The organism is Rhodococcus koreensis, assembly GCF_900105905.1.
Taxonomy (GTDB): Bacteria; Actinomycetota; Actinomycetes; order Mycobacteriales; family Mycobacteriaceae; genus Rhodococcus_F; species Rhodococcus_F koreensis.
Window position 1 is genome coordinate 3,221,493 of sequence record NZ_FNSV01000005.1, and the last position, 26,991, is coordinate 3,248,483.

Here is a 26,991-nt window from a genome sequence, read left to right on the forward strand (position 1 = left end):
AATGCGGGAGGCGGTAGTTCTTCCCCGTCCCCCAGGTCGTTCGTTCGCCATCCACAGGGCGCACAGACCCCATAGTCGCACAGCGGCGTGGCCGCATTCAGCCGATTCGGTCGTCGTGGCGCGGGGTGCGATCGGCGCCCAGATACCTCGACAGCACCGGCCCGATGACGGCGAGGGACTGCGGCTCGATCATGTCGTTGTGCCCGCAGTCCACCGGATACTCCGCGATCCGGCCGGTCACCAGCGGTCGCCACTCGTCCACCGACCGGGCGCGGGTGGTGCCGTCGTCTTCGCCGGTCGCGGGGAAGATCAGCAGGTCGCCGTCGTAGACCTGCGGCTCGAACCGATGGACGAGTTCCCGCGAATTCTCGTATCCGGCGTTGATCCGCTCGAGGTGTTCTCCGCGCAGCCCGGAGTCGCTACCCCACGATTCGTTGAGCAGTTGCGCTGCGCGTTCGTACGTGACTTCGCCGTCGGTGGCGACGACGAGGCCCAGCCCGCGGAGCAGATCCCGCATGTCGAGTTTCCCGAACAGCGGGTCCTCGCCGTTGTCGGGATAGCTGTCCATGACGGCGAGGGTCGCGACGTTTTCGCCTGCCCGCTGGAGTTCGACGGCCATCGCGTGGGCGATGACCCCGCCCAGCGACCAGCCGAGCAGGTCGTACGGTCCCTCCGGCTGAATGGCCTTCATCTCCTCGACGTACCGGTGCGCGAGTTGCTCGATCGACCGGTACTCGCCGTCCCCGCTGATCGTGGGCAATTGCAGACCGTACGCGCGGCGGTCGGCGGGCAGATACCGGACGAGGCCCGCATACCCCCAGGACAGCCCGATTCCCGGGTGGACGCAGAACAGCGGTCGTCCGGTGCCTTCGGTGCGCAGCGGAATCACCACCGCCAGCGCCTCCGTCACTGCGCCCTCCGCCGACGGCAGTGCGATCCTGCGGGCGAGGCCGGACGGTGTGGGATCGAGGAACATCCACTGCAACGGGATCTTCCGGTCGAGTCGCTCCTGCAAGGCGGCGACCGCCTTCGTGGCCAGCAGAGAGTTGCCGCTCCTCTCGAAGAAGTTGTCGTCGGCCCCGACCCGGTCCACACCGAGCACCTCGGCGAACACGTCCACGACCGCCGCCTCGAGGTCGGTGGCGGGCGGCCGGAAGCGGGTGCCCGACAGGAACTCGGGAGCGGGCAGCGCGGCGCGATCCAGCTTGCCCACCGGCGTCAACGGGATCCGGTCGAGCACGACGATCGCGGCGGGCACCATGTGGGACGGCAGCCGCTCGGCGACGAGGCGGGACAGTTCCGCGGTGTCGACGTCCGCGCCGCCGACCGGCCGCACATAGGAGACCAGGAGCGGTTCCCCGGCCGGCCCGTCCCGGCCGATCGTGACGGCGAACCCGACGTCGGGGTGGGCGGTCAGTGCGGCGTCGATCTCGCCGGGCTCGATGCGGAACCCGCGGATCTTCACCTGGAAATCGCTGCGCCCGACGTATTCGAGGGTGCCGTCGCGGCGCCACCGCACCACGTCGCCCGTGCGGTACATCCGGTCGCCGGGGGCGCCCCAGGGGGCGGCCACGAAACGGGACGCCGTCAGGCCGGACCGGCGGTGATACCCGGAGGCCAGGGCGCGGCCCGAGACGTACAGCTCACCGACCACACCGACCGGCACCGGGCGCAGCCGGGAATCGAGCACGACCTCCGCGACGCCGCGGGTGGGTGCGCCGAGTGTGATCGGGTCGCCCGGCACCAGCGGGTCGCTGATGTTCGACATGATCGTCGTCTCGGTCGGCCCGTAGGCGTTGAACATCCGGCGGCCCGGCGCCCACCGGGCGACGAGTTCGGGTGGGCAGGCCTCACCGGCCACGACCAGAGTCCGCAGCGACTCGAAGCCCAGCGGGTCCATCGACGCCAGCGCGGTCGGGGTGACGAATCCGTGAGACACCCGCTCGTCGCTCAGCAGCGCGGCCAGTTCAGTGCCGCCGTAGATCGTGGGCGGTGCGATCACCAGCGTCGCACCCGCGCAGAACGCCATGACGAGTTCGAAGACGGATGCGTCGAAACTCGGCGACGCGAAGTGCAGCACCCGCGAGCCTCGGGTGACGGCGAGGCGGTCCCGCTCCTCCGCGGCGAGGTTCGCCAGGCCGCGGTGCGTGACGGCCACACCCTTGGGGACGCCTGTGGATCCGGACGTGTAGATGAGATACGCGGGATGCGATTCGTGCAGCGGCGCGGTCCGGTCCGCGTCGGTGACCGGGCCGGGCGACTGCGTCCTGATCCGGTCGGCATCCCGGACGTCGTCGAGCACGATCCAGGTCACGGCGGCGGGCAGCCGATCTCGGTGTTCCCGGACCGTCACCCCCGACACGGCACCCGAGTCGGTGAGCATGTGCTCGATCCGGTCGAGCGGATACCCGGGGTCGACCGGCAGGAACGCGGCGCCCGTGCGGGCGACGGCCCACACCGACAGCACCGATTCGATCGACCTCGACAGGCTCAGCGCGACAGTGGTTCCCGGACCGGCACCGGCCTCGATCAGGCGGCGCGCCAGCCGGTTCGAGGTTTCGTCGACTTCGCGGTACGTGATCGCCCGGCCCCGGTACGACAGCGCGTCGGCGTCCGGGTCGAGTCGGACCGCGGCCGTCAGCAGGTCCGGCAGCAGGACGTTCGGTGCGTCGGGTGCTCCGCGCGCCGGGGTGAGCGCCGCGACCTCGTCGGTGCCGAGGATCTCGATGTCGCCGACCGGAATTCCGGGTTGGGCGGTGACGGAGTCGAGGATGCGCACGAACCGTTCCGCGAAACCCAGCACCGTGTCGGCGTCGAACAGATCGGTCGCGTAGTCGATCGCCCCCGTCATGCCGGCCGGGGTGCCGTCGGTGTCGAATCGCTCGTCGAGGATGACCTCGAGGTCCACCTTGACGACGGCGAGGTCGGGATCGAGTCCCTCGACGCTCAGCCCGGGCAACCGCAGCGCGGGATTCTCGGTGTTCTGGAATTCGAGCGACACCTGGAAGAGCGGCGAGTGGGCGGTCGAGCGCACCGGGCCGACGGCGTCCACCACCCGTTCGAAGGGCAGGTCTGCGTGCGCGAAGGCACCGAGATCGGCGTCGCGGACCTGCGCGAGGAGGTCGCGGAACGGCTGCCCCGCCTCGATCGCGGTGCGCAGGGCCAGCGTGCCGACGAACATGCCGACGAGGTCGTCGAGCGCCGCCTCGCCGCGGCCGGCGATCGGGGTGCCGATCGCCACGTCGCCCGTGCCGCCGAGCCGCCCGAGCAGGACGGCGAGTGCGGCGTGCACGATCATGAACTCGGTGGACCGGTGCTCGCGCGCCGCCGCCCGGATCCGCTCGTGCAGCCCCGCGTCGATCGTGAAGCCCACCCGGTCGCCGTGGAACGACTGTTGTGCGGGACGCCGGCGGTCGGTGGGCAGTTCGAGGAGTTCCGGCAGCCCGGCCAGCGCGGACTCCCAGTAGGACAGCTGCCGCGAGATCAGCGACTCGGGGTCGTCCTCCGAACCCAGCAGCCTGCGCTGCCACAGTGTGTAGTCGGCGTACTGGACCGGTAGCGGCGTCCACGCGGGAACGCGACCGTGGGCGCGGGATTCGTACGCGACCATCACATCCCGCACCAGCGGTGCCATCGAGAAGCCGTCGGCCGAGATGTGGTGCACCACGACGGCGAGCACATGGGTCCTGGTGTCGAGGGAGACCGTGTCGAGAGAGACGGTGTCGAGGGAGAACAGGGCGATGCGCAGTGGGACGGCGGCGGCGACGTCGAAGCCGGCCGACACCAGCCGGGTGAGTTCCTCCCGGAGCCGGCCGTCGTCCGCGACCGCGGTCGGCGGAGCCATCGGCGCCGCCGGCGGGAGGATCTCCTGCACCGGTTCGCCGTCACGGAGCGGGAATCGGGTGCGCAGCGACTCGTGCCTGGTCACGACATCCGTGACCGCCAGCCTCAGCGCATCCACGTCGAGGTCGCCGGTGAGCCGCACCACCATCGGAATGTTGTAGGCGGGCGAACTCGTGTCGAACTGGTTGATGAACCACATGCGCTGCTGCGCGTAGGACAGCGGGATGCGGGCGGGGCGGTCCCCGGCGGTCAGGGTGGGACGGCCGGACGGACCCGCTCCCGCATGCTCGATGCGCGCGGCGAACGCCTCCACCGTGGGCGCCTCGAACAACGCCCGCACGCCGATGTCGGTGTCGAGCGCGGCGCGCAGGCGGGCGACGGCGCGGGTGGCGCTCAGCGAGTTGCCGCCGAGATCGAAGAATCCCGCATCCGCGCTCACCCGGTCCAGTCCGAGTACCTCCGCGAAGACGCCGGCCACCGTCTCCTGCACCGGGTCGGCCGGTGCCCGGTATTCGGCGGTGCCGACGTCGAATTCGGGGGTGGGCAGGGCCTTGCGGTCGAACTTGCCGACGGCGTTCAGCGGGATCTCGTCCAGCACGGTGATCGACGACGGAATCATGTGGGCGGGCAGTCTGCTCGCGAGACCGCGGGTGAGGTCGCCGGTGTCGAGGGTGTGCCCGGGGGCGGGTACGACGTAGGACGCGAGGAGCGTGTCGCCGGCCGGGCCGAGGTAGGCGACCGTGACCGCGAACCGGACGCCGGGGACCGCCGCGAGTGTCGTGTCGATCTCGCCGAGTTCGATGCGGAACCCGCGGACCTTGACCTGGAAATCGCTGCGGCCCAGGTATTCGATGGTGAGTCCGGGGGTCCAGCGCACGACGTCGCCGGTGCGGTACATCCGCTCACCGGGCCGGCACGGGTCGGCCACGAACCGGGTGGCGGTGAGCCCGGGGCGGCGGTGGTAGCCGCGCGCCAGTCCCGCTCCTGCGAGGTACAACTCGCCCGGAACCCCGGCCGGGACCGGCTGCAACCGGGAATTCAGCACCAGTTCCGTGACACCGCGGATCGGTCCGCCGATGGTGATGCGCTCCCCCGGGGTCTGGGGATCGCTGATGTTGGACATGATGGTGGTCTCGGTCGGCCCGTACGCGTTGTACAACCGGCGTCCCGGCGCCCACCGGGACACGAGTTCGGGTGGGCAGGCCTCGCCGCCGACCGCGACGTCCGCGAACAGATCCAGCCCCGCGGGGTCGAGGGATGCGAGCGCCGCGGTGGTGACGAACGCGTGCGTGACCCGCCGGTCGCGGATCAGCTGGGCGAGTTCGTCGCCGCCGAACACGGTGGGCGGCGCGATCACCATCGTCGCCGCGGCACCGAACGCCTGCAGGTATTCGAACACCGATCCGTCGAAGCTCGGGGTCGAGAAGTGCAGCGTCCGGGACTCCGAGTCCGCCCCGAAACGGGCGAGTTGGTCTTTGGCGAAGTTGTCCAGGCCGCGGTGCGTCACGGTGACGCCCTTCGGCATTCCGGTCGAGCCCGACGTGTAGACGACGTACGCGGCCGAGTCGAGAGTGACCGGTGCCGTGCGGTCGCCGTCGTCGACCGGCGCCGCGGAACCGGCCGCGCACTCGGCGCCGAACTCGGGATCGTCGAGGACGAGCCAGCGCGTGCTCCCGGCCAGCCGGGCACGATGCTCGGACGTCGTCAGTCCGAGAGCGCATTCCGAGTCGGTGAGCATGTGCGCGATGCGTTCGTCGGGATAGTTCGGGTCGACGGGCACGAACACGGCCCCGGCCTTGGCCACCGCCCACACGCACAGCACCGACTCGATCGAACGCGGAACACCCACGGCCACCGACATTTCCGGACCGAGACCGCGGCCGATCAGAACGCGAGCGAGCCGGGTGGACCGCTCGTCCAGCTCCCGGTACGACACCTCGACGTCGCCGGACGACAGGGCGACCGCATCCGGGTCGACCGCGGCGGCGTCGGTGAAGATCTGCGCGAGTGTGCGGACGGACGCGGCCGGGCCACCGCGGACCGGTACCAGTTCCTCGCGTTCCCGCTCGGTGAGCAGCGACAACCGGGCCAGTGGCACGTCGGGTCCGGCGCAGGCGTCGAGCACCCGCACCACCCGGTCGGCGATGTCCTCGACCTCTCCGGGGGCGAACAGGTCGGGGATGTACTCGAACTTCAGGTGCAGGCTCGCCGCCGCCGACGCGACGAGGCTCAGCGGGTAGTGGGCGGCGTCGCGGGCGTCGACGCCGGTGACGCGGAGCCCGGCGATGTCGGTGTCTTCCGACAGCCCGGCCCGGTCCACCGGGTACGACTCGAACACGGTGAGGGTGTCGAACCCGACGCCGGGGCCCGCGGCGTCCCGGATCTCGGCGAGACCCGTGTAGTGGTGGTCGAGCATCGCCGCCTGCTCGGCCTGCACCCGCTCCAGCAACGCGCCGAGCATCTCGTCCGGGCGAAGCGTGACCCGCACCGGCACGGTGTTGATGAACAGCCCGACCATCGTCTCGATGCCGGCGAGTTCCGGCGGCCTGCCGGACACGGTGGCACCGAACACGACGTCGTCGCGTCCGGTGAGCATTCCCAGCACGATGCCCCACGCCGTCTGCAGAATGCTGTTGAGCGTGAGCCCGCGGGTGCGCGCGGATTCGCGCAGCCGGTCGGTCCGGTCCTCGTCGAGGTCGAACACCCATTCCCGCGACACGGTCGACAGTTGCCGCGCCCGGTCCGCGGGGATCAGCAGCGTCGGTTCCTCGACCCCGTCCAGAGTGTCCGCCCAGGCCCGCGCGGACATGCCCCTGTCGCGCCCGCTCATCCACGCCAGGTAGTCGCGGTAATCCCGCACGCGGGGCAGTGGCGAGGGGTCGGCGTCCGTGGCGTACAGCGTGAGCAGTTCCCGGATCATCAGCGGCATCGACCAGCCGTCGAGCAGGATGTGGTGGTTCGTCGACACCAGTCGGCAGTGGCCGCCCGCCGTCCACACGAGCAGGAACCGGATCAGCGGTGCGGTGGCCATGTCGAAGGGGGTGGTCCGGTCGGCGGCCAGCAGTCGCTCGATCTCGGCTTCCGACGCGTCCGCGTCCAGTCCGCTCACGTCGATCTCCCGCCAGGGCACGGTGACCCGGCCCGAGACGACCTGCACGGCCCCGCCGTCGGCGTCGTGGCAGAACGCGCTGCGAAGGTTCGGGTGACGGTCGAGGAGCGCGCCTGCGGCCCGGCGCAACCGTGCCGCGTCGACGTCGCCGGCGAGGTCCAGAATCAGCTGGACGAGGTAGGCGTCCACCGACTCGTCGGCCAGTTCGGCATGGAACAGCATGCCCGCCTGCAACGGCGACAACGGCCAGACGTCGGTCATCGCCGGGTACCGGCGTTCGAGGTCGTCGATCGCGCTCTGGCCGAGTCGGACGAGGTTCAGGTCGGACGGGGTGAAGCCGCCGCCACCCGATCTTGTGTGCTCGGACAGGGCCTCCAGCGCCCGCACCCACAGTCGCGCGAGTTCGCCGACGTCCTCCGCCGCGATCACCCTGACGGGGAACGACCACGTCGCGGTGAGTACCGGGCCGGCGGCGGTGTCGGTGGTTCTGGCGTTCACGTCGACGACGGCCGCCGCGGGCAACCCGGAGTGCGCGGCGGCGGCGAGTCCCGCATCGGAGACCGGCATCCAGTCGCCGCCGGGGGCGGTGCCCGCCCCGAGCCTGCCGAGGTAGTTGAAACTCACCTGCGGACTCGCCTGCGCCGACAGTTCCCGGGCCGTGTCGTCGTCGAGGTACCGGAGAAGCCCGAACCCGATGCCGTGGTCGGGGATCGAGTGCAGCCGCTCCTTCACCGCCTTGACCGCATCGCCGCCGGCGGGGCCCGATGCGAACGCCTCCTCGACGTCCACACCGTCGAGGTCGAGGCCCACCGGGAAGATCGTGGTGAACCAGCCGACCGTGCGGGCCAGATCGGCGCCGGGGACCACGTGTTCCTCACGACCGTGCCCTTCGAGATTCACGAGCGCGGCGGAAGACTCGATCCCGCGGCGTCGGCGCCACCGGACGAGCGCCAACGCCAGCGCCGTCAGCAACCCGTCTGCCACGTTCCCGTGGAACGCCTGCGGGAGCGACGTCAACAGCGTCTCCGTGACGGCGACGGGAAGCTGGACATCGACGTCGGAGGTCTGGACGTCGGCCGGGGTCAGCGGCCGCGACCCCAGCGGCGGGTCGGGGGTGTCGAGCATGTGCCGCCACAGGCCGAGTTCGGCTGTGCGAGATGGTTCCTTCGCCACGTCGGTTAGTGCGTGCGCCCACGTGCGCATCGACGTTCCGGTGGCGGGCAGGGCGGTTGCCTCACCGGACAGCACCCGGGCGCAGGCGAGGGCGAGATCGGGGACGAGGATGCGCCACGACACGCCGTCGACCACCACGTGATGGGCGACGATCAGCAACCGTCCCGCCGTGGCGGGTTCCTCGGTGCTCGCGAACCACACCGCCTGCACCATCACGCCCGACTCGGGGTCCAAGCGGCCTGCGGCGGAGTCCAATTCGCGGGACGCGGCGTCGGTGAACGAGTCCGCGGCGCCGATCGGCACCGTGCGCACCACGTCGGCCGCCCGCACCCACCCGGGCGGCGCGGTCGCCATCGTCCAGTTGGGCTGCGCCGCCGTCCAACCGACCCGGTCGCTGCGGTACAGGCGGGCGCGCAGCATGTCGTGCCGGTCCAGGACGGCCTGCATCGCCGCCGTCAGCGTGTCGTGGTCCAGTTCGGCGGGGGTCGTGAACAGCGCCGCCTGCGAGTACCGCCGGAAGTCGCCGTCCCGGCCCAGCATCCAGCGCACGATCGGGGTCAGCGGGAACTCGCCGACACCGCCGCCGGGCAACTCTTCGAGGGTGATCGTCTCCTCCCCCGATGTGGCGACCTCCGCGAGCGCGGCAACCGTCTTGCGTTCGAACACGTCCCGCGGGGTGATCACCACCCCGGACGCCTTCGCCCGGGTGACCAGCTGGATCGACATGATCGAGTCGCCGCCGACCGCGAAGAACGAATCGTCGACGCCCACCGTGTCGAGACCGAGGACCTCGGCGAACAGGCCGGCGAGGATCCGTTCCGTCTCCGTCGCCGGTGCGCGGCCGAGCGACACCTGCCGGCCGTAGTCCGGTTCGGGCAGCGCCCGGCGGTCGAGTTTGCCGTTCACGGTGAGGGGCAGGGCGTCGAGCACCACCACGGCGGCGGGCACCATGTGCGCCGCCAGCCGGCCCCCGACCGTGTCGACGATCCCGGCGGGGTCCAGCACCCGGCCCGCCTCGGGTACCACGTAGCCCACCAGGCGCTCGTTCCGCGCCAGCACCACCGACTGCGCCACACCGTCGCAGGCGAGGAGCGCCGATTCCACCTCGCCGAGTTCGATGCGGAACCCCTTGACCTGCACCTGGAAGTCGTTGCGGCCCAAATAGTCCAGCTGCCCGTCTCTGTTCCACCGGCCGAGGTCGCCGGACCGGTACATCCGGGATCCGGGTGTGTACGGGTCGGCCACGAACCGCGTCGACGTGAGCGTGCACCGGCCCAGGTATCCGCGGGACACCTGCGCGCCGGACACGTAGAGTTCCCCGACCACGCCCGGCGGCACCGGGTGCAGGCGGGAGTCGAGCACGTGCACGCGCAGTCCGGGCAGGGCCCGGCCGATCACGGACGCCGACGCGGACGCGGCGAGTTCCCCGTTCAGCGGCAGGTGGCTGACGTGCACGGTGGTTTCGGTGATGCCGTACATGTTCACGAGCGCCGGGACGGTGTCTCCGTGTCGCGTGTACCAGCGTGTGAGCTGCCCCAGGTCGAGTGCCTCGCCGCCGAACACCACCACGCGGAGCGCCAGTTCGGTGCCGCCGGACACCCGGTCCGCCTCGGCGAGTTGGTAGAAGGCGGTGGGGGTCTGATTCAGGACGGTGACGTTCTCGTCCCGCAGCAGTCGCAGGAACGCGTCGGGTGAGCGGGTGGTGAAGTAGTCGACCACCACCAGCCTGCCGCCGTGGAGCAGCGCACCCCACAACTCCCAGACGGAGAAGTCGAACGCGGCCGAGTGGAACATCGTCCACACGTCGGCGGCGTCGAAACAGAACAGCGGCTGCGTGTGCGCGAACAGGGTGGCGACGTTGCGGTGCGACACCTGAACGCCTTTCGGCTGTCCCGTCGAGCCGGAGGTGTAGATGACGTACGCCACCGCGTCGGGGTGCAGGGGTCCCCGCCGGTCCTGGTCGGTCACCGGCAGCGGCGACGTGCGGCCCAGTTCGGCCACCGTCTCCGGGCCGTCGACGAGGACAGCCGGGACGCCGCTCGCGCGGACCGCGCCGGATTCGTCCTCGGTGGTCAGCACGCATACCGGCCGGGCGTCGGCGAACACGAACGCGAGTCGCTCCGCCGGATACGTGACGTCGACCGGTACGTATCCGGCCCCCGACTTCACCACCGCGAGCAGCGCTACCACCAGGTCCACCGACCGTGCGGCGGCGACGGCCACCAGGGTCTCGGGGCCCGCGCCGCGCGCGATCAGCAACCGCGCCAGGCGATTCGCCCGGGTGTCCAGTTCTTCGTACGTGAGCGACGCGCCCTCGCAGACGACAGCGGTCGCGTCGCGGGACCGCTCCGCGGCCCGCTCGAAGAGTTCCACCAGCGTCGCGTGCGCCCCGATCGGTTCGGCGAGCGCGGGCAGCACCGACTCCCGCTCCGCCGGGTCCAGGATGTCGATGTCCCCCACCGGGAGCGCCCCGGCCGCGGCGATCGATTCGAGCACCCGCAGGAACCGTTCCCCGAACCGCGTCACCGTGTCGCGGTCGAGCACGTCCGTCGCGAACCGCAGCCCGGCGGCGAGTCCGGCGGGTGCGCCGTCCTCGTCGACCTGCTCGGCGACGCTCAGTTCCACGTCGAACTTCGCGACACGAAGATCCACGTCGAGCGAGTCGACGGTGAGTCCCGGCAGCTCGAGGTGGGTGCCCTCCGCGTTCCGGAATTCGATGAGGACCTGGAACAGCGGGGTGTGCGACGTGGACCGCTCGGGGGCGAGGTGGTCGACGAGCCGCTCGAACGGGATGTCCGCGTGCTCGAACGCCCCGAGATCCACGGCCCGGACCGCGGTCAGGACCTCACCGAACGACGCCCGCGGGTCCACCACCGTCCGCAGGACGAGCGTGTTGACGAACATGCCGACCACGTCGTCGAGTACCGCCTGCCCGCGGCCGGCGACCGGCGTTCCCATCGTGACGTCGCCGGTGCCCGACAACCGCGACAGCAGCACGGCGAACGCCGCGTGCACGGCCATGAACAGCGTCGAATTGTGCTGGGCCGCGATCGTGTTCAGCGCCCGGTGCATCCGCGCCGGCACGTCGAACTCGACGACGTCCCCGCGATACGACCGCTGGGCGGGGCGCGGCCGGTCGACCGGGATCTGCAGCACCTCGGGTGCACCGGACAGCGTGTCCGCCCAGTAGCCCAGTTGCCTGGACATCACCGAGTCGGGATCGTCCACCGCGCCGAGGACGTCCCGCTGCCACACGCTGTAGTCGGCGTACTGCACCGCCAGCGGCGTCCAGCCGGGTGTCTCCCCCACGGTCCGGGCGGTGTACGCGAGCATGACGTCGCGGGCCAGCGGCATCATCGAGAACCCGTCGGCGGCGATGTGGTGCACGACGATGGCGAGGACGTGCTGCTCGGGATCCAATTCGAACAGCCGTGCGCGGAAGGGGATCTCGTCGCTCACGTCGAAACCCGTCCCGACCAGTGCCGCGACGGCGTCCCGCAGCGCACGGTCACCGGACACGGGCACCGGGTCGAGGCCGGGGGTCGCCGGCCCGGGATCGACGATCACCTGGTGCGGTCCGTCGACCGACCCGGGGAACACGGTGCGCAGCGACTCGTGCCGCTCCACGACGTCGCCGACCGCCGCGTGCAGGGCGGGGCGGTCGAGGGCGCCGGTCAGCCGCAGGGCGATCGGGATGTTGTAGGCGGGCGAGGACGTGTCGAACTGGTTGACGAACCACATCCGCTGCTGCGCCAGCGACAGCGGTATCCGGTCGGGGCGCGGCCCGGCGGAGAGCGCCACCGACGGCGTCCTCGCCGACGCGGCCGAATCGATCCGGACCGCCAGATCGGCCACCACGGGCGCATCGAACAGGATGGCCACCCCGATCCCGGCGTCGAGGGCGGAGTTGATGCGCGCGACGGCCCGGGTGGCGCTGAGCGAGTCGCCGCCGAGGTCGAAGAAGCTGTCGTCCGCACCGACGCGCGGGGCGCCGAGCACCTCGGCGAACACGTCCGCGACGGCCTCCTCGACCGGAGTGGTGGGTGCCCGGTAACCGAGGGTCGCCGTTACGAATTCCGGCGCGGGCAGCGCCTTCCGGTCCAGTTTGCCGACCGGGGTCAGCGGGATCTCGTCGAGAACCACCACGGCCGCGGGCACCATGTACTTCGGCAGGATGCGGCCCGCGAACGCGAGCACGTCCGGCGCCGCCACCTCCTCGCCGTCGTGCGGCAGGACGTACGACACGAGCGCCGTGTCGCCCAGCGGCCCCGGCCTGCCGAGGGTCGCGGCGAAGTCGAGGTGCGGGTGGGTGGTGAGCACGGAATCGATCTCCCCCAGTTCCACACGCTGACCGCGGATCTTCACCTGGAAGTCGCTGCGCCCGAGGTACTCGAGGGTGTGGTCGCGACGCCACCGCACGACGTCGCCCGTGCGGTACATCCGGCCACGGCCGTAGGGGTTGGCGACGAACCGCTCCGCGGTGAGCGCCGCGCGCCGGTGGTACCCGCGGGCCAGAGCCGTTCCCGCGATGTACAACTCGCCGGGCACCCCGGCCGGAACGGGCTGCAGCCGGGCGTCGAGGACGGACAGTGCGATGCCGCGGACGGGGCTCCCGATCGTGACCGGTTCTCCCGGCGCCATCGGTACGCTGAAGGTGGTGAGGACGGTCGCCTCGGTGGGGCCGTAGCCGTTGAACATCGCCCGGTCCGCGCCCCACGTGGCCACCAGTTCGTCGCCGACGGCGTCGCCGGCCACGACGAGCGCCTCGAGGTGCTCGATGCCGTCGCGCTCCACGGTGGCCAGGACGGCCGGGGTGATGCAGGCGTGGGTGACCCGTTCGCGGCGCAGCAGGTCCGCGAGTTCCGCACCGCCGTAGACGTCTGGGGGCGCGATCACGAGCGTCGCCCCCGCCGCGCACGACTGGACGAGTTCGAGGATGGCCACGTCGAAACTGGGTGAACAGATGTGCAGGCACCGGGAATCCGGCGACACGGTGTAGTGCTCGGTCTGCTCGGTGAGCAGGTTCGCCAGACCGCGGTGGGTGACGACGACACCCTTCGGTCTGCCGGTGGACCCGGACGTGTAGATCGCGTAGGCGGCGTGGTCGACGTCGAGCACCGACCGGCGGTCCAGGTCGGTGACGCGGGCCGGGGAGGCGGCGGACCAGGTGCGCTCGAAGTCCGGATCGTCCAGCACCAGCCACGGCACGGAGCCGGGCAGCCGGTGCCGGTGCGCCGACGTCGTCACCCCCAGTGCCGCACCGGAATCGGCCAGCATGTTCTCGATGCGATCGGCGGGATAGGTCGGGTCGACGGGAACGAACGCGGCTCCGGTCTTGGCGACCGCCCACACCGCGGGCACCGATTCCGGTGATCGGGGCAGCCCGAGCGCCACGAACGTCTCCGGCCCTGCACCCTGTTCGATCAGCACGCGGGCCAGCGCGCTCGACCGCTCGTCGAGTTCCCTGTAGCTCGTCCCCTGTCCGTCGAAGACGAACGCGGACGCGTCCGGCCGGTTCCCGGCAGAGGCCGTGAGAAGCTCGGGCAGCGTCCTCGGCGGCCCGGCGGGGGCGCCGCACACCGCGGTGTACTCCTCGAGTTCGGCCTCCGACAAAAGCGTCAGGTGCGCGAGCGGGGTGTCGATATCGGACAGCAGGATCTGCACGACACGTGCGACGCGGGCTGCCACCGACTCCGCGAACTCGCTGCCGAAGACGTTCGGCTGGTACCGCAGTCGCAGGTGCAGTGCCGTGTCGACGTGCGCCATCAGGGTGAACGGATAGTGGGTGGAGTCGATCCCCTCGATCGCGGCGACGTGCATGCCGCCGATGTCGGTGTCTTCCGACAGCCCCATGCGGTCCACCGGATACGACTCGAACACGGTGAGTGTGTCGAACGCGGCGCCCTCCCCGACGGCGCGCTGGATCTCGGTGAGTCCCAGGTAGTGGTGATCGAGCAGGGCCGATTGTTCGCGTTGGAAGCGCTGCAGCAGTTCGGCGAGCGTCTCCTCCCTGCGCAGGCGCAGCCGGACGGGCACCGTGTTGATGAACAGCCCGACCATCGACTCGATCCCCGCGACCGCCGGTGGGCGGCCGGACACGGTGGCGCCGAACGTCACGTCTTCCCGGGTGCCGAGCGTGGTCAGCACCAGCCCCCACGCCACCTGGACGAGGGTGTTCATCGTCAGCCCGCGCTCGCGTGCGAGGGACTCGAGCGCGCGGGTCTTCTCCTCGCCCACCTCGAGGCGCACGTCCTCGGGTTCGGCGAAGGACTGTTCGCCGTGCGCCGCGGGCGCCACGAACGTCGGCTCGTCCGCGCCGGCGAGGGCGGACACCCAGGCGGCCGTGGACCGTTCGTGGTCCTGTCTGCCGATCCACTGCAGGTAGTCGCGGTAGGGCGTGACGCGGGGCAGGGCGGTCGCGTCGCCGTCCGTGGCGTACAGGACGAGCAGGTCCTTGATCACCAGCGGGGTCGACCAGCCGTCGAGGAGGATGTGGTGATGGGTGAGCACCAGCCGGTACCGGTTGGGTGCGGTGCGCAGCAACGTGAATCGGAGCAGCGGGGCCTCGGACATCTCGAACGGGACGGCGCGGTCGGCGGCGAGGAACGCGCTGTCGTCGAGGTCTGAGAGATCGACGTCGGTCCACGGCGCGGTCGCCGAATCGAGTACCACCTGCACCGGTCCGTTGCCGGTGTCGGCGAACGCCACGCGGAGATTCGCGTGCCGGTCGAGCAGGCCCTGCGCGGCACGGCGCAGCCTCGCCGGGTCGACGGTGCCGCGCAGGTCGAGGACCAACTGCACCTGATAGGCGTCGAGGCGATGCTCGGACAGCTGGGCGTGGAACAGCAGACCCGCCTGCAGCGGGGACAGCGGCCAGATGTCGGCGAGGTCCGGGTAGGTGCGCCCCAGCCGGTCGATGTCGGTCTGCCCGATGGACACCAGGTCGAGGTCGGACGGGGTCAACCCGCCCGCGCCGGGCCGGTTCGCGTACTCGGCGAGTGCTGTGAGCGCCCGCACCCACAGCGCGGAGAGCTCTTCCACGTCCTCGGCGGCGAGCACACCGGTGGGGTACGACCACGTCGCCGTCAGCACCGGCGCCCCGTCGCGGACCGTGGTCGCGGCGTTGATATCCACGACCCAAGCGGCGGGCATCTCGTGGTTCTGGGTTCCGCCGAGGTCCCCGCTGTCCGCGACCGGCAGCCAGGGCACGTCGCCTGTGCTCGTCGCCACCCGGCCGAGGTAGTTGAAACTCAGCTGCGGCGGCCGGAATCGGCGCAGTCCCGCGGAGTCGCTGGGGTCCAGGTACCGCAGCATGCCGTACCCGATGCCGTGATCGGGAATGGCGAGGAGTTGTTCCTTGACGGCCTTGATCGCGGCCCCGGCCGCGTCGTCGGCGGTCGCGGCCCCGGCCGCGTCGTCGGCGGCGAGTGCGGCTTCGACGTCGATGCCGGTGAGGTCGAGTCGCACGGGGAACAGTGTGGTGAACCATCCGACGGTGCGGGACAGGTCGGCGCCCGGCACGACGTGGTCCTCGCGGCCGTGGCCCTCGAGGTTGATCAGCACGTCGGCCGTGTCGACCCCGCGGTGCCGCCGCCACCGGATCATCGCCAGTGCGAGGGCGGTGAGCAGGCCGTCGCCGACGGCGCCGTGGAACGCGGCGGGAAGGGTGGTGAGGAGTGCGTCGGTGACGCCGGTGGGCACGTCGACGACGACGCGGCCCGTCGTGGCGTCGACGTCGACGTCCGGATTCAGCGGCCGGGAGCCGAGAAGCGGATCGGGGCCGTCCAGGATCGACTGCCACAGTGCGCCTTCGGCGCGCCGGGACCGCACGGCATCGGTGAGCCCGTGCGACCATCGCCGCATCGACGTCCCGACCGCCGGCAGTGCGGCGGGCAGACCCTCGGCGACGCGGGAATGGGCGGCCGCGAGATCCGCGATCAGGATCCGCCAGGACACGCCGTCGACGACGAGATGATGCGCGACCAGCAGCAGACGCCCCTGCCCGTCCGGGCCGTCGAACCAGAGCACCTGCACCATGCTGGCCGCGGCCGGGTCCAGCCGGTCGGCCGCCGCGTTCAATTCCACTCTCGCCACCGCAGCGAAGTCGCCGGTGTCGAACGACGTCACGGGCACGCGGTGGATCAGCGCGTCGGCGCGCACCGATCCGGTCGGCAGCACCGTCATCGCCCACCGCCCCGCCTCGTCGGCGGAAAGGCGCGCGCGGAGCATGTCGTGGCGGTCCAGCACGGCGTCGACGGCGGCGGCGAGATCCTCGCGGGTGAGGCCGCGTGGTGCGGTGACCGGCACAGACTGGGAGAACCGCTCCAGCCTGCCGCCGCTGCGGTCGAGCATCCACGCGACGACGGGGGTCAGCGGCACCGGGCCGACTCCGCCGCCGGGCAGTTCCTCCAGCACCACGGCATCAGCGCGTTCGTGGTGGGCCACCTCGGCGAGACCGGCGACGGTCCGGCGCTCGAACACGTCCCGCGGGGAGAGGATCAGTCCCGCGGCCTTCGCGCGGGCCACCAGCTGGATCGACATGATGCTGTCGCCGCCCAGCGCGAAGAACGAGTCGTCGACTCCCACCGAGGCGAGTCCCAGCACGTCCCGGAACAGGCCGGCGAGCAGCGCCTCCGTCTCGGTGCGCGGCGGCCGGCTGTCGGTGACGGTGACACCGAAGTCTGGTTCCGGCAACGCCTTCCGGTCGATCTTGCCGTGCACCGTCACCGGGAGCGCCGCGATCACCAGAACGGCGGCGGGCACCATGTACGACGCGAGCCGCGTGCCCGCGAACTGCAGGACCTCGCCTGGATCGACGGCCGCGCCGGGTTCGGGGACGACGTACCCGATCAGCCGGTCGCCGGACCGTTTGTCCCGCCGCACGTCGGCGACTGCCGCCGCCACGTTCTCGTGGGCGAGCAGCGCCGACTCCACCTCGCCGAGTTCGATGCGGAATCCGCGGATCTTCACCTGGAAGTCGGTGCGCCCGAGGTAGTCGAGTTGCCCGTCCGCCGTCCAGCGCACGAGGTCGCCGGTCCGGTACATCCGGCTGCCCGGCGGCCCGAACGAGTTGGCCACGAAGCGTTCCGCGGTGAGGGCGTGCCGGCCGTGATAGCCGCGGGCGAGCGCGGGGCCCGCGAGGTACAGCTCCCCGGCCACGCCTGCCGGCACCGGATGCAGTCGCTGATCGAGGACGGTCTCGGTGAACCCGAGCGTCGGCGCGCCGATCGTGACCGGCTCGCCCGGCGCCAGCGGCGTGCTGATGCTCGACACGACCGTCGCCTCGGTCGGACCGTACGCGTCGAACATGGCCCGGCCCGGCGCCCACCGTGCCACCAGTTCCGGCGGGCATGCCTCGCCGCCGGTCACCACGCACTGCACGCCCTCGAGGCCGGCGGGATCGACCGAGGCGAGCGCCGCCGGCGTGACGAAGCAGTGCGTGACCCGCTCACGCCGCAGCAGGTCCGCCAGGTCGTCGCCGCCGTAGACGGACGGGGACGCGATCACCATCGTCGCGCCCGGTCCGACCGCCAGCATCAGTTCGAGCACCGAGGCGTCGAAGCTCGGCGACGCGAAGTGCAGGGTCCGGGACCCCGTGGTCGTGCCGAACGTGTCCCGCTCCGTCGCAGCGAAATTCGCCAGCCCGCGGTGTGTGGTCACCACACCTTTCGGCCTGCCGGTCGATCCCGACGTGTAGATCACGTACGCGGTGTGGTCGACGTGCAGGGCCGACGAGCGGTCGGTGTCGGTCACCGCCGTCGCCGGAAACAGCGACAGCTCGGCGTCGGTTCCGGGGTCACCGAGATCCAGCCACGGGATCGACGCGGGCAGGGCGGACCGCAGCCCGGCCGTGGTGAGACCGGTGACGGCGCCCGAATCGCCGAGCATGTACTCGATGCGCTCGGCCGGATGGTTCGGGTCGACCGGCAGGAACGCGGCCCCGGTCTTGGTCACCGACCAGACGGCGAGGACGGATTCGATGGACCGCGGCAAGGCCAGCGCCACCACCTGTTCCGGGCCGATGCCCCGCCCGATCAGGAGCCGGGCGAGCCGGTCCGACCGCTCGTCGAGGTCCCGGTAGGACACCCGGCGTCCGTCGAAGACCAGTGCCGCGACATCCGGGTCCACGGCGGCAGCGGCCGTCAGCAACTGCGGCAGCGTCCGCGCCGGCACGCCGGGCCCCCCGCTCACCGGCGTCAGTGCGGCCCGCTCGCCGGCGCCGAGGACGTCGACGTCGCCGACCGGGACGTCCGGCGAGTCGGTGACGGCGCCGAGGATCCGGACCAGCCGCTCGGCAAACACGGCCACCGTGTCCTCGTCGAAGATGTCGGTGGCGTAGCCCAGCGCCGCGCTGATCCCCGCGGGACGACCGTCGGCGTCGACGTTCTCCCGCAGGGTCAGCTGGAGGTCGAAGTTGATCGTGTCGAACTCAAGTTCGAGGGGTTCGACGTGGAGGCCGGGCAGTTCCAGCTCGGGGCGCTCGGTGTTCTGGAATTCGAGCATGACCTGGAACAGCGGTGAGTATTCCGTCGAACGGGAGGGTCGCAGACTCTCCACGACGCGTTCGAACGGCACGTCCGCGTGCGTGAACGCCCCGAGGTCGGCCTCACGGACCTGCGCGAGCAGTTCGGCGAACGTGCGGGCGCCGTCGACGGGGGTGCGGAGCACGAGGGTGTTCACGAACATCCCGACCAGGTCGTCGAGTTCGGCCTCGCCGCGGCCCGCGATGGGTGTGCCCACGGCGACGTCGTCCGACGCGCTCAGCCGCGACAGCAGGACCGCCAGCGCGGCGTGCAGCGCCATGAACACGGTCGACCCGTGCCTGCGCGCGACCTGCACGACACCCTGGTGGAGATCCGGGCCGATCCCGAACTCGACGCGGCCCGCGCCGAGGGTGCGGGCGGCCTGGCGGGGCCGGTCCGTGGGCAGTTCCAGCACGTCGGGGATGTCGGCGAGCGCCGCCGTCCAGTAATGGAGTTGGCGGGCGAGCGGCGACTCCTCGTCGTGTTCGTCGCCGAGCCGGTCCCGTTGCCAGAGTGTGTAATCGGCGTACTGGACGGGCAGAGGAGTCCAGTCGGGTGCGGCGCCGCGGGCGCGGGCCGTGTACGCCGACAGGACGTCGCGGGCGAGCGGGACCATCGAGAAGCCGTCCGCCGCGATGTGATGCACCACCACCGCCAGCACGTGCTCGGCCTCGCCTGCCGCGAACAGCCGGGCCCGCAGCGGCGCCTCCGTCGTCACGTCGAATCCCGCGGAGAGCAGGCGGTGGAGTTCCGCGTCGACATCCGACGGCGCGACGGCGTGCGGTGTGAGATCGGGCGCCACGGTCTCCGGCGGCAGGATCACCTGCCGTGGGCCGGCGTCGGTGAGCGGGAAGACGGTGCGGAGGGATTCGTGACGTTCGACGACGTCGGTGACGGCCGCCTGCAGCGCAGTCACGTCGAGCGTGCCGGTGAGGCGGAGTGCGATCGCGACGTTGTATGCCGCACTGGCCGTGTCGAACTGGTTGGCGAACCACATACGCTGCTGCGCCAGCGAGACGGGGACCTCCCGCGACGGATCCCGCGGGGCGGGCGCAGGCCGGGATTCCGCCCGGGATTCCCCGGCCTCGGCGCGGGCGGCGAGTCCGGCGACGGTCGGGGCGTCGAACACGTCCCGCACGCCCAGTCGGTCGCCGACCGCCGCGTTGACGCGGGCGACGAGCCGGGTCGCGGTCAGCGAGTTCCCGCCGAGCGCGAAGAAGCTGTCGTTCGCCCCCACCCGGACGATGCCGAGGAGGTCGGCGAACACGGCGGCGACGATCTCCTCCACCGGGTTGCGTGGGGCGACGAATCCCACCGTCGCCGTGCCGAAGTCGGCATCCGGCAGCGCCTTCCGGTCGAGCTTGCCGTTGACGGTGAGGGGCAGGGCGTCGATCACCACCACCGCGGCGGGCACCATGTACGACGGCACGCTCGCCCCGACCGCGGCGAGAACCTCCGCCGCGTCGACGTCGGCGCCCGCCTCCGGGACCACGTAGCCCACCAGACGGTCGCCGTCCCGCTCGTCGCCGCGCACCACGACCACCGACTGCGCCACCCCGGCGCACGCGGCGAGGGCGGTCTCCACCTCGCCGAGTTCCACCCGGAATCCGCGCAGCTGCACCTGGAAATCGCTGCGCCCCACATACTCGAGCCGCCCGCCCGCACCCCACTTCACGACGTCGCCCGACCGGTACATGCGCGCCCCGGCCCGGCGGTGGTCGAACGGGTCGGCGACGAACCGCGTCGCGGTCAAACCCTGCCTGCCGATGTAGCCGCGGGTCACCTGGTCGCCGGACACGTACAGCTCTCCCACCACCCCGGGCGGTACCGGATGCAGCCGGTCGTCGAGGACGTAGACGCGCAGTCCGGGGAGTCCGCCGCCGATGACCGAGCCGGACACGGACGCGGCGAGCGCCCGGTCGAGGGCGAGGTAGCTGACGTGCACGGTGGTCTCGGTGATGCCGTACATGTTCACCAGCACGGGGGCGCGGTCGTCGTGCCGGGTGTACCACCTCTCCAGTTGCCCGACATCGAGGGCTTCGCCGCCGAAGATCACGTGCCGCAGCGACAGTGGCGTTGTGTCGCCGTCCTCGACGGTGCTCGCCGCGCGATCGGCCTCCGTCAGCTGATAGAACGCGGTCGGGGTCTGGTTCAGCACCGTCACCCGTTCCCGGCGGAGCAGTTCGAGGAACGTGTCCGGCGACCGCGCGGTGAAGTAGTCGACCAGCACCAGCCGGCCACCGTGGACGAGCGCACCCCACAGTTCCCAGACGGAGAAGTCGAAAGCGTACGAGTGGAACAGCGTCCACACGTCGGACGAGTCGAACCCGAACAGTTCCCGGGTGTTGGTGAGCAGGGTAACGACACACCGATGCGACACCTGGACACCCTTCGGCCGCCCTGTCGATCCCGACGTGAAGATGACGTACGCGACGGCGTCGGCCCACAGCGGCCGCAGCCGGTCCGAGTCGGTGACCGGCAGACCGGACAGTTCGGCCACCGCGCCCACCGTGTCCGGATCGTCGATCGCCACCACCGGAATTCCGGCCGGCGCCAGCGGCGCGAATTCTGCGCTCACCACGGCGCACAAGGGTCGCGCGTCCTCGAACATCGCTGCCACCCGCTCGGCGGGATAGCTGGTGTCGACCGGCACGTACCCGCCACCGGCGGCGAGCACCGCCAGCAACGTCACCACGAGGGCAGGCGTGCGATCGACCATCACCGCGACCAGCGACTCGGTGCCCACACCCTCGGCGATCAGCAACCGGGCCAACCGGTTCGACCGCTCGTCCAGTTCGCCGTAGGTCAGCGTCTCGTCGCCGCACACGATCGCGGTGGCGGCCGGGGTCGCCGAGGCCACCCGCGCGAACAACTCGACCACCGTCTGCGCGTCGGCGGCGACACCCTTACGGTTCCAGCGGTCCAGCACCAGGTCGCGCTCGACTGCACCGAGAACCGGGATGTCCCCCACCACCACCGCCGGGTCGTCGACCACCGCCCGCAGCACCCGGACGAAGCGTTCCCCGAACCCCTCCACCGACGACCGGTCGAACACGTCCGTCGCGTACAGGAAGGCGGCCGACATCCCGGCGGCGGTGCCCTTCTCGTCGTGGTATTCGGCGAGCGACAGCTGGAGGTCGAATTTGGCAACCCCCGGGTCTACGTCGACGGCTTCGACGGTCAGGCCCGGCAGTTCGAGGTGGGCACGCACGGTGTTCTGGAATTCGAGCAGCACCTGGAACAGCGGCGAGTGGGACGTCGACCGGCCCGGAGCAAGCTCGTCGACGACGCTCTCGAAGGGAACGTCCGTATGCCCGAACGCGCCCAGATCCGTGTCTCGGGCCCGGGCCAGCACGTCGGTGAACACGTCACCCGGCTCCACCGGGGTGCGCAGCACCAGCGTGTTGACGAACATCCCGACGAGGTCGTCCAGCGCCGCCTCACCGCGACCCGCGATCGGGGTGCCGATGGCGACGTCCCCGGATCCGGTCATCCTCGAGAGCAGCACGGCGAGCGCCGCGTGCATCACCATGAACAGCGTCGCGTGGTGTTCGCGTGCGAGGAGGAGCAGTTTCCGGTGCAGGCCGGCATCGATCGGGAACGCCGCGGTCGCACCCGCGAGCGAGCGGGTGACCGGCCGGTTCCGGTCGAGCGGGAGGGCACTGACCTCCGGGAGGTCGGCCAGCACATCGCGCCAGTACTGCAGTTGCCGGGACATGAGGCTGTCCGGGTCCTCGGCACTGCCGAGCAGTCGACGCTGCCACATGCTGAAGTCGGCGTACTGCACGGGCAGCGGTTCCCAGCTCGGCAGGGTCCCGGACCGGCGCGCCGAGTAGGCGACGATCAGGTCTCGGGCCAGCGGCGCAAGCGACGCCCCGTCGGCAGCGATGTGGTGCACCACGATCACGAGCACGTGCTCGTCCGGACCGGTCCACAACAGGGCCCCGCGCAGCGGGACCTTCGTGCTCACGTCGAACCCACCGGTGAGGAGCGTCCCGATCCGGTCGTGCAGCGACTCGTCGCCGTCGACGTGCGGGGTGAGGTCCGGGGCGACCTCCGCGGTGTCGACCACCACCTGGTAGGGGCCGTCCTCCGATGCCGGATACACGGTGCGCAACGACTCGTGCCGCTCGATCACGTCCCCGACCGCGGCCCGCAACGTGTCCGCGTCCAGAGGTCCGGTAAGGCGCACTGCCATCGGAATGTTGTACGCCGCCGACGACGTGTCGAACTGGTTGAGGAACCACATCCGCTGCTGCGCCAGCGACAACGGGATCCGATCGGGCCGATCCCCGACGGTCAGGGGCGGCCGGTCCACGAATTCGGTGCCTGCCCGGCGGACGTACGCCGCCAGCAGTTCGACGGTGGGCGCCTCGAACAACGCCCGCACCCCGACGTCCGATCCGAGTGCCGCGTTGACCCGGGCGATCACCCGCGTCGCGACGAGCGAGTTACCGCCGAGGTCGAAGAAGCTGTCGTCGACACTGATCCGTTCGACGCCGAGGACTTCGGTGAAGACCTCGGCGATCGACTCCTCGACCGGGTCGGCAGGCGCCTTGAACTCGGCGGCCGCGGACAGGAACCGCGGTTCCGGCAGCGCCGCGCGGTCCAGCTTCCCGACCGGGTTCAGCGGGATCTCGTCCAGCACCACGATCACCGAGGGAACCATGTACGCCGGCAACCGGTTCCGCACCTGCCGCAGTAGTTCCGACGTCACGATCGGCCTGCCCGGAGCCGGGACGACGTAGGACACCAGGACCGTGTCCCCGGACGGTCCCGGCCTGCCGATGGTGACGGCCAGTCGCACGTCCGGATGCGTCTGCAGCATCGCGTCGATCTCACCGAGCTCGATGCGGAACCCTCGGACCTTCACCTGGAAATCGCTGCGCCGCAGGTACTCGAGCGTGTGATCGGGCCGCCACCGCACAACGTCGCCGGTGCGGTACATCCGGCCCCGGCCGTACGGGTCGGCGACGAACCGCGCCGCGGTGAGACCCGGGCGGCGGTGATAGCCCCGCGCCACCCCGGCACCGGCGATGTACAGCTCACCCGGTACCCCGACGGGTACCGGATGGAGCCGGGCGTCGAGCACCATTTCCTCGACGCCCCGGAGCGGCCCACCCAGCGTGATGGGGTCACCGGGGGTCATCGGTGCGCTGATGTTCGCCATGATCGTGGTCTCGGTCGGACCGTACGCGTTGTGCAGCCGGCGGTCCGGCGCCCACCGGGCGACAAGGTCGGGCGGGCAGGCCTCGCCGCCCACGACCACGTCGAGGAAGTCGCCCAGCGAATCGGGTGGGATCGTTCCCAGCGCCGCGGTGGTGACGAAGCCGTGCGTGACGCGCTCCGACCGCAGCAGGTCGGCCAGTTCGGCGCCGCCGTACGCGGTCGGCGGCACCACCACCATGGTCGCGCCCACTCCGAAGGCCTGCAGGTACTCGAACACGGATGCGTCGAAGCTGGGGGTCGAGAAATGCAGCGTTCGAGACGATCTGGTGGCGCCGAACCGCTCCTGCTGATCGGCGGCGAAGTTGTCCAGCCCGCGGTGGGTGACGGTGACGCCCTTCGGCTGCCCCGTCGAACCGGACGTGTAGATCAGGTACGCGGCATTGTCGAGGTGCAGGGGCCGAATGCGGTCCGAGTCGGTCAGCGGATTGTCCGGGCGGACGGCGCACTCGGCTTGGAAGTCCGGATCGTCCAGCACGCACCACGGAATCGAATCGTGCAGGCGGCCACGCACCGACTGCTCCGTCAGACCGAGCACCACACCCGAATCGGCAAGCATGTAGTCGATCCGGTCGGCCGGGTAGTTCGGGTCCACCGGCACGAACGCCGCCCCCGTCTTCGCGACCGCCCAGACGGACGCCACCGACCTGAACGACCGCGGCAACGCCAGCGCGACGAACGATTCCGGTCCCACACCCTGGTCGATCAATATCCGCGCGACCTGCGTCGACCACCGGTCCAGCTCGCGGTAGGACAATTCTTCGCCCTGCCGGGTCAGGGCCGTTGCTGCCGGATCCAGTGCCGCGGCATCGGCGAACAGGCCGGGCAGGGTGCGCTCTGACCGGGCAGGCAGGCCCCGGACCGGTGTCAACGCGGAACGTTCGGCCACGGACAGGATCTCGATGTCACCGACCGGAACGTCCGGATCGGCCGCCATCGCACCGAGGATGCGCAGGTACCGTTCGGCCGCCACCCGGATGGTGTGGGCGTCGAACAGGTCTGCGGCGAAACCGAATTCGACGGTGGCCCCGGCCAGTCCCCCCGACTCGCCGACCGCTTCCGTCACGGACACGCACAGGTCGAGGCCGGGGAATTCCGCATCCGGGGAGCCGGGGGGCCTGGTGTCGAGCAGCACCTGGACGATCGGTGCGTACGCCTCCGACACCGACACGCCGAGCTCCTGCACCAGACGGTCGAACGGAACCCCGTTGTGCGACAACGCCTCCGCGGCGACGTCTCGGACGTGGGCCAGGTAGTCGCGGCACGACACCTCGCCCGCGTACCGCGAACGCACCACCACGGTGTCCGTGCGGTCGCCCACGTCCACTGCCGTCCCGACGGCGATGTCGCTGCTCCCGGTGACCCGGCCGAGCAGGATCGACAGGGCGGTGAGGAACACCGTGCGGCCGGCGGTGCCCGCGTCTTCGGCCAGCGCGCCCACCCGGCGGTGCAACTCCGCAGACACCACCACGGTGACCCGGTCGCTCTCCGGCGACAGCCTGGCGGGCCGGCGCCGGTCGGTGGGCAACGGCAGGAGGTCGGGCAACCCATCCAGTCGCCGGCGCCAGTACTCGACTTCCCGGGCCTCGCCCAGCAACCGTTCCCCGATGCGGGCGCTTTCCTCGTGGATGTCGCCCACCCGGGACGCCGGGTTCGCGGTGGCCAGTTCCGCGAGCAACTCCACGAACTGCCGATGGTGTTCCCGCAGTTCGCCACGCTCGTAGCGGCTGGGGTTCGCACGGAAGTCGACGAAGATCCTGGTGGGCGTGCCGCTCTGGTACACGTTGATCAGCAGGTCCTCCACCGGACCCGAGGTGACGATGTGGAAATCGCCCACCAGCGAACCCAGCGCCACCTCCTGGCGGAACAACATGACGTTCACCATCGGCCCGTACAATTCCGTCGACGCGGTGTCGCCGGCGTCACGTCGGATGTCGTCGAGGCTGCACCACTGGTGCCGCAGTGCCGCGACCAGCTCACGCTGGACCTGCTCGATCAGGTCCGCGACGGTGTCCTCGGCCCGGACGCGGACGGGCATCGGGGCCACGTTGACGAGCATGCCGCCGGAATTGCGCAGCACCGCCGTCGTGCGCGCCGACACCGGGATGGTCACCAGCACATCGGTTCTGCCGGTGCGCCGCGCCAGGTAGCACGCCGCGGCCGCGATGATGGTCGCCGCCGACGGGCTGTCGCGGGAATCGAGAACGGCCACGACGTCGTTGGAGAGGACCGCACTCTCCACCGTGCTGGCGGCGGACACGTGTCCCACCGTCCGCGCCAATGTGGTGCCCTCGACCCCGGCGACCCGCTCCGCCCAGTACTCGCGGTCGGTCAGGAAACGGTCCGAGGCGCGGTACCGGCTGTCGATGTCGTACAACTGCCGCAAGCTGACCGCCCTGTTCGGATCCGGTTCGCGGCCCGCAACTTTCGCGGAGTACCGGTGCGCGATGCGGCGCAGCATCGTCATCGCACCGTAGCCGTCGAGGGCGACGTGGTGAATCCTGCTGTACCACAGGAAGTGCGCGTCCCCGGTCTGCAGGATCGACGTCTCCACCAGCCGGTCTGCGCTCAGGTCGATCGGCGTGACGTAGTCACGCTCCATCCATTCGTGCGCCGCCGACATCGGATCCTCTTCGGCGCGGAAGTCGACGTACGCGATCGACGTGTCCGTCCGATGGTCCACGTACTGCAGCGGGCGGCCGTCGACGTCGTAGACCTTGAGGAACGGCGATTCGAATTCGCGGGCCGCCTCCACTGTCTCCTGCCGCAACAGGTCCATGTCCAGCGCACCGCGGAACTCGACGTACTGGGCGATGAAGATCGGGACCCGCGGTTCCAGTTGCTGAGCGAACCACGTGGCCCGCTGCGCCGCCGACAGCGGAATCGGTTCACCGCCGCCCGGGGCGGAACCGTCCGATCGCTGTCCCGGGACGCGCAGGTCCGCGGGGCGGCGCGGATCCCCCGCCCCCGGAACGGGTCCTTCACCTTGTCCAGGGCACACTAGAACTCGACCTCGCCCCGCCCAACCAGGGCGGACGCACTCTTTCGAGTATCCGCCCGCGCGGCGTTCCGGGTCCAGGGCACTGCGGGTCCAATGCCGCCGATGGATACTGGGCC

1 protein-coding gene is annotated in these 26,991 nt (G+C 71.1%); it reads right to left on the reverse strand.

What is annotated here, in order from left to right; translation table 11 throughout:
* Positions 1-97: 97 nt before the first annotated feature.
* A complete protein-coding gene (locus tag BLV94_RS19290) occupies positions 98-26,875 on the reverse strand; it encodes a non-ribosomal peptide synthase/polyketide synthase (protein WP_072944629.1) in 26,778 nt (8,925 codons plus the stop codon).
* Positions 26,876-26,991: the final 116 nt, after the last annotated feature.